Origin of the sequence: Apilactobacillus timberlakei, from assembly GCF_002993965.1 — a bacterium.
GTDB lineage: Bacteria > Bacillota > Bacilli > Lactobacillales > Lactobacillaceae > Apilactobacillus > Apilactobacillus timberlakei.
On the sequence record NZ_POST01000002.1, the window covers coordinates 183,375 to 199,871 of the forward strand.

Consider the following 16,497-nt stretch of genomic DNA (forward strand, 5'->3'; position numbering starts at 1 on the left):
AGTTGGACAAAAAATCAATTATTGAAAAATTAACCCTAGAACAAATTATGAGTGAACGTTTTAGTCGTTATTCTAAATCAATCATTCAAGAAAGGGCTTTACCAGACATCAGGGATGGATTGAAACCCGTTCAACGTCGTATTCTTTATGCAATGAATAAAGATGGTAATACTTATGACAAGGGATTCAGGAAGTCAGCTAAATCAGTTGGTAATGTAATGGGTAATTTTCATCCGCATGGTGATAGTTCAATTTATGAAGCTTTAGTGAGAATGAGTCAAGATTGGAAATTACGTGAACCATTGATTGACATGCATGGTAACAATGGTTCCATGGATGGAGATCCTGCTGCTGCAATGCGTTATACGGAAGCTCGTCTAAGTAAAATTTCATCTGAAATGTTACGTGATATTGATAAAGATACGGTTGATTGGGTACCTAATTTTGATGATACTGAAGAAGAACCAACTGTATTACCATCACGCTTTCCTAATTTATTAGTTAATGGAGCAACTGGTATTTCTGCAGGATATGCAACTGAAATTCCTCCTCATAATTTATCAGAAGTATTAGATGCTCTTATATACTTGCAAAAGCATCCAGATGCATCTTTAGATGAACTAATGCAGTTTATTAAGGGACCTGACTTTCCGGTTGGTGGAATTGTTCAAGGGTTAGATGGTATTAAAAAAGCATATCAAACTGGTCGTGGCAAGATTGTTATTCGTTCCAAGACTAATACTGAACAATTACGTGGTAATAAATCCCTTATTCGTGTTACTGAAGTTCCTTATGATGTCAATAAGTTGCAAATGGTTAAGCAAATTGATGAAATTAGAATTAATAAAAAAATTGATGGAATTGCAGAAGTTAGAGATGAAAGTGATCGTAATGGTCTTTCAATTGCAATTGAGTTAAAAAGGGATGTTGATGTTAAAGGTATTTTAAATTACCTATTTAAGAATACTGATTTACAAGTGAACTATCATTTTAATGTGGTTGCTATTAATCATATGCGTCCCGAAAGACTACCATTAAAAACAATTTTAGACTCTTATCTTGGTTATCAAAGGAATGTAGTTACTAACAGAACTAAATTTGATTTAAAAAATGCAATGAATCGTCAACATATTGTTAATGGTTTGATTAAAGCATTATCAATTTTAAACAAGGTAATTAAAACTATTAGATCAAGTAATAATAGAAAAGATGCTTGTCAAAATTTAGTTAAGGAATATGATTTCTCCAGTAAACAAGCTGATGCAATTGTAAAATTACAATTGTATCGTTTAACTAATACTGATGTTACTGAATTGCAAGAAGAAAATGATAGATTAAGCAAAGCCATTATTGAATATAATACGATTATAAATGATCCAAATGAATTAGATAAAGTATTGACTAAGGAATTTAAGCAAATTCAAAAAAATTATGGTAATTCTCGTCGCACAAAGATTGAAGAACATGTACAAGAGCTTAAAATTAGTAAGAATGTGACTGTCCCTGATGAAGATGTGGTTGTTTTAGTTAGTCGTGATGGTTATTTAAAACGTAGTAGCATTAGATCTTATAAAGCTTCTGATGTTGAAGAAAATGGACTAAAAGAAGATGACTATCCAATCTTTTCATCTGAAATGAGTACATTAGATCATATATTTATGTTTACCAATAAAGGCCATTTAATTTATCGCCCAGTTCATGAAATAGCTGATGCTAAATGGAAAGAAACAGGTGAACATATTTCTCAAACCATTGGTTTAGATAATGACGAACAAATTATAAACATATTTACTTTTAATTCATTAAAAGAAACTGGTAAATTTTTGATTGCAACAAGTGATGGATATATTAAACAAACAGAATTTAGCAAATTATTACCAGGTCGTACTTATCGTTCTCATGCAACTATGTATGAAAAATTAAAGAGCGATGATGCAAGAGTTATTAATGTTAAATATGTTAGCAAAGATGATAATCCAGAAGTTGTACTTGTATCGAATGTTGGTTTGTCAACTAAATTTGAAATTTCACAAGTTTCAACTAATGGTGCAAGAACCACCGGTGTTAAATCTATGGAACTTAGAGATGATGAATTTGTAGTTAACTTCCAATTAGTTAATGACGATGATATGTTAGCAATGATTACTCAACGTGGTTTTTATAAAAATATGCTATCTAAAGATATTCCTTTAGCAAGTCGTGGTCGTAGAGGAGTGCAAGTTTTAAAACCATTAAAACGCAATGCTCATGAAGTAGCTGATTTTATAAAACTCCAAAAAACTGAAGACGATTTTACTCCAATTAGGGTCTTTACAGATCGTAATAGGCACCATGATATTATTCCAAGTGACCATCCTGTTAATGATAGACAATCCAATGGATCTGCCGTTATTGATCTAAATCACGAGGGAATTCCACTTAAAATGAAAATATTGAATCCTAATGTAGTTGTTAATAAATAATTTTATATAAAAGTAATTCTTTATAATTATAATAAAATTCTTGTTATTTATAATTTTATAGTTTATCATTATAACTTGAATCGTATAACTATAATAATTTGTTATCATTAAAAATTAGGAGTAAGTTATGAAAAAGACTAGACAAGAAAATATTTTTTCATCCAAAACATTAACGTATTTTTTACAATTAGCTGATACTATGAATTACACTCAGGCTGCACAAATATTGGGTATAACTCAGCCAGCATTAACCCAACAGATTAAAAAATTAGAAAAAACAATTGGTTCGCCATTGTTTTATTCTATTGGTAAAAAGCTTAAATTATCAGCAGCTGGAAATATTATGCTTAAATCAACAAAGGAAATTTATAGTATTTTAAATGAAACAGCAGATGAAATTGAGCAATCTAATAGTGCAACTAGTGGAGAAATTAATATTGGTGTATTATCATCAATTCAAGATAAAGTTCTTGAAGATTTTAGCATCGAAATGTATAAAGAAAATCCTTCTTTGACAATTAACCTTCGTATGTTAACTCGTAAAGAAATTTGGGAATCTTTAGAAAATAACCAAATTGATTTAGCTATTATGTACTTGCCAGACTCATCTATTAAAAATTGGAAACCTTATGAAGCTAAAAAGATTATTAGTGATGACTTGATGTTTATTCATCATAATAAAAAGTTATCTAACAATAGTAAAGTGAGATTCCAGGATACTATAGATACTCCTTGGGTTACTTATCCAGAAGGTTATTTCTTAGACTTTATTTTAAAAGAAAAATTTAAAAATCAATTAGTAGATTTACCTACAAGTGCCGCTCGTTTTACAACGCCTAATCAAATTTTAAAATTTGCATTAGAAACTGGTTCAAACACGGCATTGCCTAGTTCATTTATGATTGACAAAGATGTTAATAAAATGGAAAATATAGATGCATGGGTTTCTAAAATGACCCCCAATATTAAGTTTGATTTAGCATTTGTTTATCGTAAAAACAAACGTCTAATTCCTCGTATTGGTAATTTCTTAGATCAATTTGATAAGTTTTTAGAAGAAAAAGATTACTTATCTAGACTTAAGGAAAAAGATTAAAATTTTAAAGGGGATTTTTTAATGGCTAAAGAATTAGTTTTTGGGCATCAAAGTCCAGATACAGATGCAATTTGTGCTGCTATTGAATATGCATATTTACAAGAAAAATTAGGTTATGACGTCGAAGCTGTCGCTTTAGGAGAACCTAATGAAGAAACAAAATTTGTTTTAAATCAATTTAATCAAAAAGCTCCTCGTGTTATTAAAGAAGCTAAGCCAGAAGTTGACTCAGTTATGTTAGTTGACCACAATGAACCACAACAAAGTGTTTCTGATATTGATAAATTAAATGTTACACATGTTGTTGATCATCATCGTATTGCTAACTTTAATACCGAAAAGCCATTATTCTACCGTGCAGAACCAGTTGGTTGTGTAAGCACTGTATTATTTGAAATGTTTAATGAAAAATCAGTTGAGATTCCTCAAAAGATTGCTGGATTAATGTTATCAGCAATTATTTCAGATACTTTACTATTAAAGTCACCTACAACAACTGATGTTGATAAAAATGCAGTAAAAGAATTAGCAAAAATTGCCAATGTTGATTATGAAGATTATGGTATCAAAATGCTAAAAGCTGGTACTAACGTTGATGCCAGATCTGATGAAGACTTAATTGATGGTGATGCTAAATCATTTACAATGGGTGGAAAATCTATTCGTATCGATCAAATTAATACTGTAGATTTAAATGATGTGTTAAAACGTAAAGATAATTTGAAAAAAGCAATGAAATCAGAAGCAGAATCTGAAGGTTATGATTTATTCTTAGTTATTGCTACTAATGTTTTAGATAGTAATTCAGAATTAATTGTTGTAGGTGAACCCAAAGATGCTGTTGAGAAAGCCTTTAATAGTAAGCTTTCTGAAGAAGATACAATTGCTTTACCTGGTGTTGTTTCAAGAAAGAAACAAGTTGTGCCACCATTAACTGATATTTTAGATTAATTTTATATCAATACTCCTTGGGAATTTAATTCCTTAAGGAGTATTTTTTATTCGTTAAGCTTGCATTATATATAAAAATGAGTATTATATAATATATATCGTACAAGATATATTCTTTTGCTAAGGAGTTGCTATTTATGACTAAATACAATAAGGAAGACTTAAAAAAGATTTTGACAGATGAACAATATAATGTAACTCAAAATGCAGGTACTGAAATGCCATTTACAAATAAATATGATGATTTTTTTGAAGATGGATTGTATGTTGACATTGTTTCTGGAGAACCACTTTTTACTTCCAGAGATAAGTATAATTCTGGCTGTGGTTGGCCAGCATTTACGAAACCAATTGATCAAAAAAATATTAATAGTAACTTAGATACTTCACATGGAATGGTTAGAAATGAAGTTAAGAGTAGTCAAGCAGATTCTCATTTAGGCCATGTATTTCCTGATGGGCCTAAAGATAAGGGTGGTTTAAGATATTGTATAAATTCTGCATCATTAAAATTTATTCCAGTAAATAAATTAGAAGAATCAGGATATGGAGAATACCTAGACAGCTTTAAATAAGAGAGGATGATTAAATTATGAATAAAGACACTGCAATCTTTGCTGGAGGATGTTTCTGGTGTATGGTAGAACCATTTGATCAGCAACCTGGTATTGAAAAGGTAATTTCTGGATATACAGGTGGGCATGTTCCTAATCCAACTTATGAAGAGGTATGTTCACATACTACTGGTCATACCGAAGCGGTTGAAATAACTTTTTATCCTTCAATAATTTCCTATAAACAATTAGTTGACATTTATTGGAGACAAACAGATCCAACAGATGCTTCAGGTCAGTTCCAAGATAGAGGAGATAGTTATCGTCCAGTTATCTTTGTGAATAGTGATGAACAAAGAAAGATTGCTGAAAATTCTAAAGAAGAATTAGCCAACAGCGGTATGTTTGATGAACCAATTGTTACTAAAATTGAAGATGCTAAAACATTTTATCCCGCTGAAGAATATCATCAAGATTTTTATAAAAAGAATCCGTTAAGGAATCAAATTGAAGAACTTGGTGGTCGTCAACAATTTAAAGATACTAAGTGGAAAAAATAAAAAAGAGCTCATTCATGAGCTCTTTTTTATTAATTATCATAAATAGTTACTTTAACCAACAAATATGATAAAATAAAAAGAAAATAAAAGGATAGATAATAGTTGGCTTTAAGAAGAACACACATTGCTTTATCAGAAGCAATTACACTAGGTTTTATAAATATAGAACATCAATCATTATTAATATCTGGAACAGAGATAATCGGCATATGGATTGGAGCCCAGTTACCTGATATTGATCAAAAACAAACAAAGATAAATAAAAAGGTTGGATTAGCAGCAAAGCCAATGACTTGGTGGGGACATAGAACGTGGTCGCATACAATATGGATAATAGCCTTATTATTTTTTATATCATACTATTTATCTAATAATGACTATTTCAATGGGCAGTTGTTATTTGATAATCCTTTATTAAAACTATTATATTATGGTGTTTCCTTTGGGACGTTATTACATATAATTGAAGATTCTTTCTCAATTGAAGGTGTTCGATGGTTTTATCCGTTCGATAAAAATGTTAATGTTCGTAAAAAAGGATTTTTTAGATACAAAGTTGGTGGGAAAAAAGAAAATCTTATTTTATTTATTTCAATATTAATAATTATATTTAATTTAATAATATATGTGATTAGTTTTAATTATTAGTCTGGGGATATGCATTTAGCATGCCCCTTTTTATTTTTCATTAGCAAACGCGAACGTTTTTAAAGAAAACTGCTGAAATAGTTCGTATTTTTAGTTGACCAATGTAAAGTTAGTTGATAATATGAAGTTATTAAATATAAGGAGGGAGATGTTTTTATGGATGTAGCATTAGTTATGGGATCTATATCGGATTGGGATAAAGTTAGAGTCACGACCGAATTGCTTAAAAAATTAAATGTATCATTTGATAAACATGTTATTTCTGCCCATAGGATGCCCAATGAACTACAAGCGTTTGCTTCTTCAGCAAAATCCGAACATTATAAAATAATAATTGCGGCAGCAGGTGGAGCAGCACATTTACCTGGAATGATGGCTGCAAATACAGATTTACCGGTTATTGGGATTCCAATACAAACTAAGTCATTGAATGGAATGGATTCACTATTATCAATGGTTCAAATGCCAGCAGGTGTTCCAGTGGCGACAGTTGCCATTGGAGATGCTGGAGCAAAAAATGCAGCTATTTTAGCAGCACAAATAATCGCTTTAAATAATCAAGCAGTTGCAGATAAATTGAATACATTTAGAAGAAATCAAACTAAGGAGGCAATTAATAGCAATGAAAGGCTCGAATAAATTAGTTTTACCTCAAAATACCATTGGAATTTTAGGTGGTGGACAATTAGGACAGATGATGGCACTATCTGCAAAATCTATGGGATATAAAATTGGTATTTTAGATTCCACGCCTCATTCATCGGCATCTCAGGTAGCCGATTTTCAAATAATTGCTGAATATAATGATCAAAAAGCATTAAATAATTTAGCAAATAAATCTAATCTAATTACCTATGAGTTTGAAAATGTAGATCAAAACTCAATTAAAAAAATAAAAGACAAAGTTTTAGTTCCACAAAAATTAAATGAGTTGTCGATTATTAGTCATCGTAAAAGAGAAAAAGATTTTTTATTTAATAACAATTTACCAGTTGTAAATTATCAGTATGTTAATAGTGAAAGTGATTTAGAGGCTGCTATAAGTAAAATAGGATTTCCTAGCATATTGAAGACATGTGAAGGTGGTTATGACGGGCATGACCAAATTGATATTAATAATGAAAAAGACATGAACAATGCGTTAACAAAATTAAATAATCGTGAATGGATACTAGAAGAAAAAGTAAAGTTTAATAAAGAAGTATCAATTATGGTTGCCAGAAATAATCAAGATCAGATAGGAACTTTTCCTTTAAGTGAAAACATCCATAAAAATCATATATTGCATACTAGTATTGTTCCAGCCCGTGTAAACAATTTAGTTCATGAAAAAGCAAAAAGTATTGCCGTAAAAATAGCTCAAAAATTAGATTTAACAGGAGTACTTGGCATTGAATTCTTTTTGCTACCAAACAATGAATTGATTGTTAATGAAATGGCTCCAAGACCACATAATTCAGGACATTATACGATTGAAGCATGTAACATATCACAATTTGAAGCACATATTAGATGTATTTGTGGTTTATCAATTCCTAAAATAAAAATGGATCATAAAGCCGTGATGGTTAATTTATTAGGATCTAATATTGAAGTCGCAAGAAAAAGCCTCAATAATCACCCTGATTGGCATTTACATGACTATGGTAAAGCTGACATCAGGAATGGACGTAAGATGGGACATATTACTGTAATAGGCGATTCTATAGATGATTTATTAAATAAAGTTGAGCAATTTAAATAATTAGGAGCATACAACAATGGATAAATTAGTCGACTCAGGCAAAACTAAACAATTGTTTCAAACTAATGATAAAAACGTTTTAAAAGTTCATTATACAAATCACACTACTGCTGGTGATGGTAAAAGAAATGAACAAATCGAAAATAAAGGGGCAGTCAATAATCAAATATCTAGTTTAATTTTTCAATATTTAAATAAATTTGACATCCCTAATCATTTTATTGAACAAACATCAAATACAGACCAGTTAAATAAAAAGGTGAATATGATTCCATTAGAAGTAGTAGTAAGAAATTTGTCATCAGGACATTTTCAGAAAAGATTTGGCACTAATAACTTGCAGCAATTATCAAAACCAGTTGTTGAATTCTTTATGAAAAATGATGAGCTTCACGATCCAATGGTAAACGATTTAGATGCCCAAGCTTTGAATATTGCAAATGAACATCAATTATCTAAAATGCGTGATTTAGCTTTAAAAATAAATATAGCATTAATCAATTTATTTAAAGAAATAAATATTACATTAGTCGACTTTAAAGTGGAATTCGGAATAGATGAAAGCAATCATATAATTTTGGCTGATGAAATTTCACCAGATTCATGTCGACTAATAGATACAGATACAAAGGAATCGTTAGATAAAGATGTCTTTCGTAAGAATGAAGGAAATATGATGAAAGGCTACTACAAAGTTTTACATAAATTACAAAAAGAACTGGCATAAGGAGCAATAATATTATGTATTTGGCTAAATTATATGTAAGTCACAAACCATCAATTTTAGATCCTCAGGGCGAAGCTATTAAAAAAGCATTACACAGTTTAAATCATCAAAGTGTTGAATCAATTTCGCAGGGAAAATATTTTGAAATTAATTTAAATGAAAATAATCAAGAAGATGCCGAGAATGTTTTAAAAAAAGCATGCGAAGAATTATTAGTTAATCAAAATATGGAAACATACCACTATGAGATAAAGGAAGTGTAATCCAATGAGATTTGCAGTAATTAGTTTTCCAGGGTCTAATTGTGACAATGATTTATATTATGCAATCAAGGATGGAATTAGAGAAAATTGTGACATGGTCTCTTCCGAAGATACTAACCTTAATATGTATGATGTGATTTTACTACCAGGAGGATTTTCCTTTGGCGATTACTTAAGAAGCGGAGCAATTGCAAGTTTATCTCCTATCATGAAGAGCATAAAAGAAGCTGCCAACAATGGAAAAATAATTATTGGTATTTGTAACGGCTTCCAAATTCTCACCGAATCACATTTACTTCCCGGATCTTTAATTAAAAATAATAATATGCAATTTGTTTCTAATTGGGAAAAATTATCAGTATCAAATAATCAAACCATTTTTACCAATGAATACAAAAAGAATGAACAAATTAACATTCCTGTCGCACATGGTGAGGGACATTATTATTGTGATCAAGACACTTTAGCTAGCCTTAAAGATAATCACCAAATTGTGTTCACTTATAACAATAATCCTAATGGTAGCATTTCTGATATTGCAGGGATTGTCAATAAAGAAGGTAATGTATTAGGAATGATGCCACATCCAGAAAGAGCAGTCGAAGATATTTTAGGTAGCAAGGATGGACTAAAATTATTTAAATCAATTTTAAATCACAATGTAAGGAGCTAACTATGTTAAAAAAGCATATTGAACCATCAGCCGAAGAAATTCGTGATCAAAAATTATATGTTCAAATGGGATTAACTGAAAAAGAATATAAAATAATTGTAGATAAATTAATTCATAGATTACCTAATTATACGGAAATTGGTTTGTTTTCGGGGATGTGGAGTGAACATTGTTCATATAAAAATTCAAAATCTATTTTAATAAAATTTTGGTCAGACGGATCACGAGTTTTACAAGGCCCGGGTGAAGGAGCTGGAGTTTTAGATATTGATGATGGACAAGCAGTTGTTTTTAAAGCAGAAAGTCATAATCATCCCAGTTTTGTAGAACCATATGAAGGAGCCGCAACCGGAGTTGGTGGTATTATTCGTGATATTTTTTCAATGGGAGCTAAACCCATTGCATCATTAGATAGCCTAAGATTTGGCGATTTAGATAGCCAAAAAAATCGCTTTTTATTATCTCAAGTCGTTTCAGGAATTGCTAATTATGGTAATTGTATTGGAATTCCAACAGTTGGTGGTGAAATTGGATTTGACGATACATATAATGGAAATCCATTAGTTAACGTAATGTGTGTTGGATTAATGAATAAAAAGGATATGGAAACTGGTCGTTCAAAGGGTTTAGGTAATTCCATTATTTATGTAGGTGCTAAAACTGGACGTGATGGAATTAATGGTGCTACTTTTGCCTCAAGTGAATTTAGCGAGAAAGAAGAAGCAGAACGTTCAGCAGTTCAAGTTGGTGATCCTTTTATGGAAAAGCTATTAGTAGATGCTTGTTTAGAAATAACTAAGTATCATTCGGATATCTTAGTTGGTATTCAAGATATGGGAGCTGCGGGAATTGTATCATCTTCTGCAGAAATGGCAGCTAAAGCAAATAGTGGAGTGGACTTAAATCTAGATTTAGTTCCTAAACGTGAATCTGGAATGACTCCATATGAAATGATGCTCTCTGAATCTCAAGAAAGAATGCTTTTATGTGTCAAAAAAGGGTATGAAGACGAGGTTATTAATATTTTCAAAAAATATAAACTTGAGGCTAAAGTTATTGGAAAAGTTAACGATGATGGTCAATATCGATTGAGCTTTCAAGACGAGATAGTTTGTGATATTCCAACCAAAAGCCTAGTTGATGATGTTCCAGAATATTCGCATCCAGTCATAAAACCTAAGCGATTGTTAAAAAAAATAAATGATTATTATCCAGCATTTGATGATACATATCAGATACTAAAAGAATTATTATCACAGCCAACTATCGCTTCAAAAAACAGCATTTATCGTCAATATGATAGTCGGGTTCAAGCGAATACTGTTTTGTCACCAGGTAGTGACGCAGCAATAGTAAGAATTAGACACACCAACAAGTCATTAGCAATGACTACTGATTGTAATAGTAGATATATATATTTAAATCCTTATATTGGTGGACAAATTGCTGTTGCAGAAGCAGCTCGTAATATTGTAGCCAGTGGAGGACATCCAATTGGCATTACTGATTGTTTAAATTTTGGTAATCCTGATGATTCCGACAGCTATTATTCAATGGATCAATCGGTTGAAGGAATGTCAGAAGCTTGCAAAAAGTTTGACACTCCAGTAATCGGTGGAAACGTTTCACTATATAACGAGACCGATGGTAATTCAATTTATCCAACCCCAATGGTAGGCATGGTTGGTTTAATTGAAAACAATAGCAATGTTATGGATCAACATGCTAAAAAAGCTAACGATTTAGTATACGTTATTGGCCAAACATATGACGATTTTAATGGCTCAGAATTACAAAAAATGCTAAATAAAAAAATTAGTGGTGACATTAAACATTTTGATTTAAATGAAGAATACGATAATCAAAAGTTAGTACAAAATATTATCAAACAAGGATTAGTTAATAGTGTTCATGATGTTAGTGAAGGTGGTTTGGCAGTAGCACTTATGGAAAGCTTGTTTAAAAACAAACTAGGATTCAATGGTGGAATGGATATATCAAAAGAACAATTATTTTCAGAATCACAATCAAGATTTATAGTAACTATTGATCCTATTAATAGAGATAAATTTGAAAAAATTACTGGTTTAAAAGCAACGATGATTGGATATACAACCAAAGACAATAAAATAAATATGCAATTAAGTAACGGAAAATTAACTGGTGAGATGATTAATTTGCGTAAAGCATGGGAGGATAGTCTAGCATGCTACATGAAATAAAAAGTTTAAATGAAGAGTGTGGTATTTTTGGTATTTTGAATTCAAAAGATGCTTCTGAGAATGCATATTTAGGGATGCATAGTTTACAACATCGTGGTCAAGAAGGTGCTGGGATTATCTCTTTTGATGGAAATAAAGTTTATTCTTACAAAGGTCAAGGACTCTTATCAACTGTTTTTAAAGACAAAAATAATTTAAAAAAGTTAATAGGAAATTCAGCGATTGGTCATATTCGTTATGCTACCGCTGGTAGTCGTGGATTACAAAATATTCAACCTTTCTTTTTTAATGATCCTAGAATGCCATTTGCTATATCACATAATGGTAATTTAACTAATGCTGAAACTTTAAGAAAACATTTAGCTGAATGTGGTGCACATTTTCAAGCAGATTCTGATAGTGAACTTTTAGGGCTGTTGATTATGTTAGACAAGCATGATAAATTTATGAATCGTTTAAAAGCATCCCTAAGAAAATTACGTGGCGGATTTGCATTTATTATTATGACTGCTAAGGGCATGATTGGTATTGCTGATCCGCATGGACTTAGACCCATTGTTTTAGGCCAAAATAAAGATGGAAGTTATATCTTATGTAGTGAAACATGTGCTTTAGACCAAATTGGTGCTCAATATATTAGAGATTTACAACCTGGTGAAATGATAACAATTAATGACAATGGATATACAATCAATCATTTTACCAAATCGCAAGGCTTGACCGTTTGTTCATTGGAATATATTTATTTTGCTAGGGCTGATTCAGTAATTCATGGAGTTAGTGTTCATGAAGCTAGAAAAAATATGGGGGCAGCCATTGCTCAAGAGCATCCCGTAAAAGCAGATGTTGTGTTGGGAGTGCCTAATTCTTCTTTAGACGCTGCAATTGGATATGCTCAAGCAAGTGGCATTCCGTTTGATATGGGAATGATTAAAAATCAATATGTTGCCAGGACTTTTATTGAACCTACCCAGGATAAGCGTGAACGTGGTGTTTCAATGAAACTAGCGGCTGTAAAGTCAGTGGTTCAAGGTAAAGACATAATATTAGTGGATGATTCAATTGTAAGAGGGACTACTAGTAAATATATCGTTAAATTACTTCAAGCAGCTGGTGCTAAATCAATTCACGTTAGAATTGCATCGCCAGTTATCAAATATCCATGCTTTTATGGTGTCGATATTGAAAGCAAAGCCGAATTAATTGGTGCTAATAAAACGGTTGAAGAAATTAGAGAATCCATCGGGGCAGACTCATTAGCATATTTAAGCATCCCTGGCATGATTAACTCTATTAATATTGATTCTAATAACCAATATCATGGATTATGTACAGCATATTTTGATGGCAAGTATCCAACAAAATTATATGACTATCAGGATAAATACGATGCAGAAACCAAACAAATCGAGCAAAGTAAAGGGGTGAAATAATTTGCCTAATGAATATCAAAAGGCGGGCGTCAATATTGATAATGGAATAGCAGCCGTTAAAAATATTAGTCAAATCGTTAAATCTACTCAAGATAAAAATGTAATATCTGGGATTGGTGGTTTCGGTGCTGAATACGGTTTAGCAAATGATATCAGTAATCTTAATAATCCAGTACTAGTATCTGGGACTGATGGTGTTGGCACCAAATTGTTATTAGCAATTCAAGCTAATCAACATAATACTATTGGGATTGACTTAGTAGCAATGTGTGCTAACGATATTTTGGCACAAGGTGCCCAACCACTTTTCTTTTTAGATTATTTAGGAGTTGGCCAATTGGAACCAAATAAGGTTAAAAAGATAGTTTCCGGTATTGCTGAAGGTTGTAAACAAGCTGGATTGTCACTAATTGGTGGTGAGATGGCCGAAATGCCGGGTATTTATCAAGCCAAAGATTATGATTTAAGTGGGTTTGCAGTAGGTATCGCTGATCATAGTTCATTACTTTCTAAAGAAAATGTTCATGAAAATGATATTTTGATTGGCTTGTCATCATCTGGTATTCATTCAAATGGATACTCATTAGTTCGTAAAATTATTGATGATGCAAATTTAGATTTAAATAAGCAATATCAAGGGATGTCAGAGAAACTAATTAATATTTTATTAAAGCCAACCAAACTTTATTACAATAGCGTTTATCCTTTAGTAAAATCAAACCTAATCAATGCAATGGCTCACATTACTGGTGGTGGAATTGCTGACAATTTATCAAGAACGATTCCAGAAAATTTAACCGCAAAAATTAACCACGGTAGTTGGCATGTACCAGAAATCTTTAATTTTTTAAAAGCAAAAGGCAAATTAAGCCAACATGAAATGGACCAAGTTTTTAATCAAGGGATTGGGATGATATTAGTAGTCGATCCTAAGAATTTAAAGAAGGTGATTAATGAGCTGAATGCAAGAAACGAGAATTACTATGAAATTGGTAAGGTGGTGAAAAGGAATGAACAAGCAGTTGAATTCATTTAATCAAAATAAAAAATTAAATGCTGCTGTCTTTGCTTCAGGAAACGGTACCAATTTTGAAGCGATTATGAAAGCTAAATTACCAATTAACATAGGAGTGCTAGTGTGTGATCGTCACAATGCTTATGTAGTCAAAAGAGCAGAAAAATATCATGTTCCAGTTTTTATATCAGAAGTTAAAAAGGGAATTAGTAAAAAAGAACGAGAAAAGAATATTTTACAGTGTTTGAAAGCTAATGACATTTCAACAATTTTCTTAGCTGGTTATATGCGAATTGTTGGTTTAACCTTATTAAACGCTTTTCCCAAACGCATTTTAAATATCCATCCCGCACTATTACCTAATTTTCCTGGAAAACAAGGTATTCTAGATGCATACAATGCCAACGTAGATGTAACCGGTGTAACAATCCATTATGTAGATGCTGGAGTTGATACTGGAAAAATTATTGCACAAGCAAAAGTTAAAAGATATCCAAAAGATAGTTTAGAAGATTTGGAAAACAGGATTCATCATGTCGAGCATCAATTATATCCAAATACCATTCATGAATTAATTAATAAAGGGGTACTATAAATTGAAAAAATTAGCATTATTAAGTGTTTACGATAAAACCGGAATTGTTGAATTTGCTAAGAAACTAGAAGCCAGAAACTTTCAAGTTATTTCTACAGGCGGTACATTAAAGAAATTATTGGATAATGGTGTAAAAGCAATCGCCGTAGAAAATATAACTAACTTTCAAGAAATGCTTGATGGACGTGTTAAAACACTGCATCCTAGAATTTATGCTGGTATTTTAGCAAAACGTGATAATCCAGTACATATGAAACAATTATCAGCTGAAAACATCCAGCCCATCGATTTAGTATGTGTAAATCTTTATCCATTTAAAGCAACGATCGAAAAACCGGGTGTAACAGATGATGAAGCAATTGAAAACATTGATATTGGCGGTCCTTCAATGTTGAGGGCAGCTGCTAAGAATAGCCAAGATGTAATCGTATTAACCGATTTTAATGATTACGATGATTACATCGAAAGATATGATGAAAATAAACTAGATAGTAAATATCATCATCATTTAGCAGCCAAAGTGTTTAGACAAACTGCGGCTTATGATGCTTTAATTGCTAAATACTTAACCAACGAGGAATTCCCTGCTAAATTAACTTTAACTTACGAAAAAGTAGAAAATATGCGCTATGGTGAAAATAGTCACCAACAGGCTGCATATTATAAGCAAGCCATCCCTGAAAAGTACTCCTTAGCTAATGCAAAACAATTACATGGTAAAGCTTTGTCATATAATAATATTAGGGATGCTGATGCGGCACTAAGAGTAATTGCTGAATTTCATAATCAACCAACTGTCGTTGCACTAAAACATATGAACCCCTGTGGCATTGGAACAGCCAATAATTTGTTAGATGCCTGGCAAGAAGCTTTTGATGCTGATCCAATATCTATTTTTGGTGGAATTATTGTTTTAAATCGTGAAGTTGATTTAGCAACTGCCCAAAAGATGCATTCTATCTTTTTAGAAATTGTAATTGCTCCTTCATTTACTGATGAAGCATATGATGTTTTGGCTAAAAAGAAAAATATCCGTTTAATTACACTTTCATTTGGTTCTATTGATCAAAACGGACATGATGGAGTTAGTGTATTAGGTGGAATGTTAGTACAAAATCGTGATCTTCTACATGAAGAACCAGCTAATTTTAAAGTTGTTTCTAAAGTTAACCCCACTGCAGATCAATTAAAAGCTTTGGCATTTGGTCAAAATGTTGTTAAGCATGTTAAGAGTAATGCGATTGTGGTGACAACTGATACTAAAACTCTTGGGGTTGGTGCAGGCCAAATGAATCGGATTGATTCAACTAAAATTGCGATTGATAAAGCCCAACCTAAAGCTGGTTATGATAAAGCTATTTTAGCGTCTGATGCTTTCTTCCCTATGGATGATTGTGTTGAATTTGCGGCCAAGCATGGTATCAAAGCGATTGTTGAGCCTGGTGGTAGTATTAAAGACCAGGCTTCAATTGATAAGGCCAATGAATTAGGTATAGCTTTAGTATTTAGTGGCAAACGTCATTTTAAGCATTAATAGTTTGGTAAGTATGGCTT

General features: G+C 31.7%; 16 protein-coding genes. All 16 read left to right on the forward strand.

The annotated features are described in order from the left end of the window. Positions 1-2: 2 nt before the first annotated feature. Positions 3-2,462, forward strand: a complete 2,460-nt coding sequence (gene parC, locus C7N71_RS02870) for a DNA topoisomerase IV subunit A (protein WP_105987666.1) — start codon at positions 3-5, stop codon at positions 2,460-2,462. 127 nt (positions 2,463-2,589) lie between these two features. Then, on the forward strand, positions 2,590-3,558 hold the full coding sequence (locus C7N71_RS02875) for a LysR family transcriptional regulator (RefSeq protein WP_105964621.1): 969 nt from the start codon (positions 2,590-2,592) through the stop codon (positions 3,556-3,558). Between the two features lie 21 nt (positions 3,559-3,579). Next, a complete protein-coding gene (locus tag C7N71_RS02880; protein ID WP_105987667.1) occupies positions 3,580-4,509 on the forward strand; it encodes a manganese-dependent inorganic pyrophosphatase in 930 nt (309 codons plus the stop codon). A gap of 137 nt (positions 4,510-4,646) precedes the next feature. Continuing rightward, the gene (gene msrB / locus C7N71_RS02885) at positions 4,647-5,084 is read left to right on the forward strand and encodes a peptide-methionine (R)-S-oxide reductase MsrB (RefSeq protein WP_105987668.1); all 438 of its coding nucleotides are present in this window, start codon (positions 4,647-4,649) and stop codon (positions 5,082-5,084) included. A 17-nt stretch (positions 5,085-5,101) separates the two neighbouring features. Beyond that, on the forward strand, positions 5,102-5,623 hold the full coding sequence (gene msrA, locus C7N71_RS02890) for a peptide-methionine (S)-S-oxide reductase MsrA (RefSeq protein WP_105987669.1): 522 nt from the start codon (positions 5,102-5,104) through the stop codon (positions 5,621-5,623). A gap of 102 nt (positions 5,624-5,725) precedes the next feature. Next, positions 5,726-6,271, forward strand: coding sequence for a metal-dependent hydrolase (locus C7N71_RS02895; protein ID WP_105987670.1), 546 nt, complete (start codon positions 5,726-5,728; stop codon positions 6,269-6,271). A gap of 156 nt (positions 6,272-6,427) precedes the next feature. Further along, positions 6,428-6,910, forward strand: a complete 483-nt coding sequence (gene purE, locus C7N71_RS02900; protein ID WP_105987671.1) for a 5-(carboxyamino)imidazole ribonucleotide mutase — start codon at positions 6,428-6,430, stop codon at positions 6,908-6,910. Next, complete coding sequence (gene purK, locus C7N71_RS02905) at positions 6,894-8,015, forward strand: 5-(carboxyamino)imidazole ribonucleotide synthase (protein WP_105987672.1); 1,122 nt, start codon at positions 6,894-6,896, stop codon at positions 8,013-8,015. Before purE ends, purK begins: the two co-directional genes overlap by 17 nt. Positions 8,016-8,031: 16 nt before the next feature. Next, complete coding sequence (gene purC, locus C7N71_RS02910; protein WP_105987673.1) at positions 8,032-8,742, forward strand: phosphoribosylaminoimidazolesuccinocarboxamide synthase; 711 nt, start codon at positions 8,032-8,034, stop codon at positions 8,740-8,742. Positions 8,743-8,756: 14 nt separating this feature from the next. Next, positions 8,757-9,005, forward strand: coding sequence for a phosphoribosylformylglycinamidine synthase subunit PurS (purS, locus tag C7N71_RS02915; RefSeq protein WP_105964613.1), 249 nt, complete (start codon positions 8,757-8,759; stop codon positions 9,003-9,005). 4 nt (positions 9,006-9,009) lie between these two features. Beyond that, positions 9,010-9,678, forward strand: a complete 669-nt coding sequence (gene purQ, locus C7N71_RS02920) for a phosphoribosylformylglycinamidine synthase subunit PurQ (RefSeq protein WP_105987674.1) — start codon at positions 9,010-9,012, stop codon at positions 9,676-9,678. Positions 9,679-9,680: 2 nt separating this feature from the next. Further along, complete coding sequence (gene purL / locus C7N71_RS02925) at positions 9,681-11,900, forward strand: phosphoribosylformylglycinamidine synthase subunit PurL (RefSeq protein ID WP_105987675.1); 2,220 nt, start codon at positions 9,681-9,683, stop codon at positions 11,898-11,900. Beyond that, entirely contained in the window at positions 11,885-13,333 is a 1,449-nt protein-coding gene (gene purF, locus C7N71_RS02930; RefSeq protein WP_105987676.1) for an amidophosphoribosyltransferase, read from the forward strand. Before purL ends, purF begins: the two co-directional genes overlap by 16 nt. 1 nt (position 13,334) lies before the next feature. Beyond that, positions 13,335-14,369: a phosphoribosylformylglycinamidine cyclo-ligase gene (purM, locus tag C7N71_RS02935; RefSeq protein WP_105987677.1), complete on the forward strand. Its 1,035-nt coding sequence runs from the start codon at positions 13,335-13,337 to the stop codon at positions 14,367-14,369. Next, positions 14,344-14,943 (forward strand): phosphoribosylglycinamide formyltransferase, encoded by a 600-nt coding sequence (gene purN / locus C7N71_RS02940; protein WP_105987678.1) that lies wholly within the window; start codon positions 14,344-14,346, stop codon positions 14,941-14,943. Before purM ends, purN begins: the two co-directional genes overlap by 26 nt. 1 nt (position 14,944) lies before the next feature. Beyond that, the gene (gene purH / locus C7N71_RS02945) at positions 14,945-16,477 is read left to right on the forward strand and encodes a bifunctional phosphoribosylaminoimidazolecarboxamide formyltransferase/IMP cyclohydrolase (protein ID WP_105987679.1); all 1,533 of its coding nucleotides are present in this window, start codon (positions 14,945-14,947) and stop codon (positions 16,475-16,477) included. Positions 16,478-16,497: the final 20 nt, after the last annotated feature.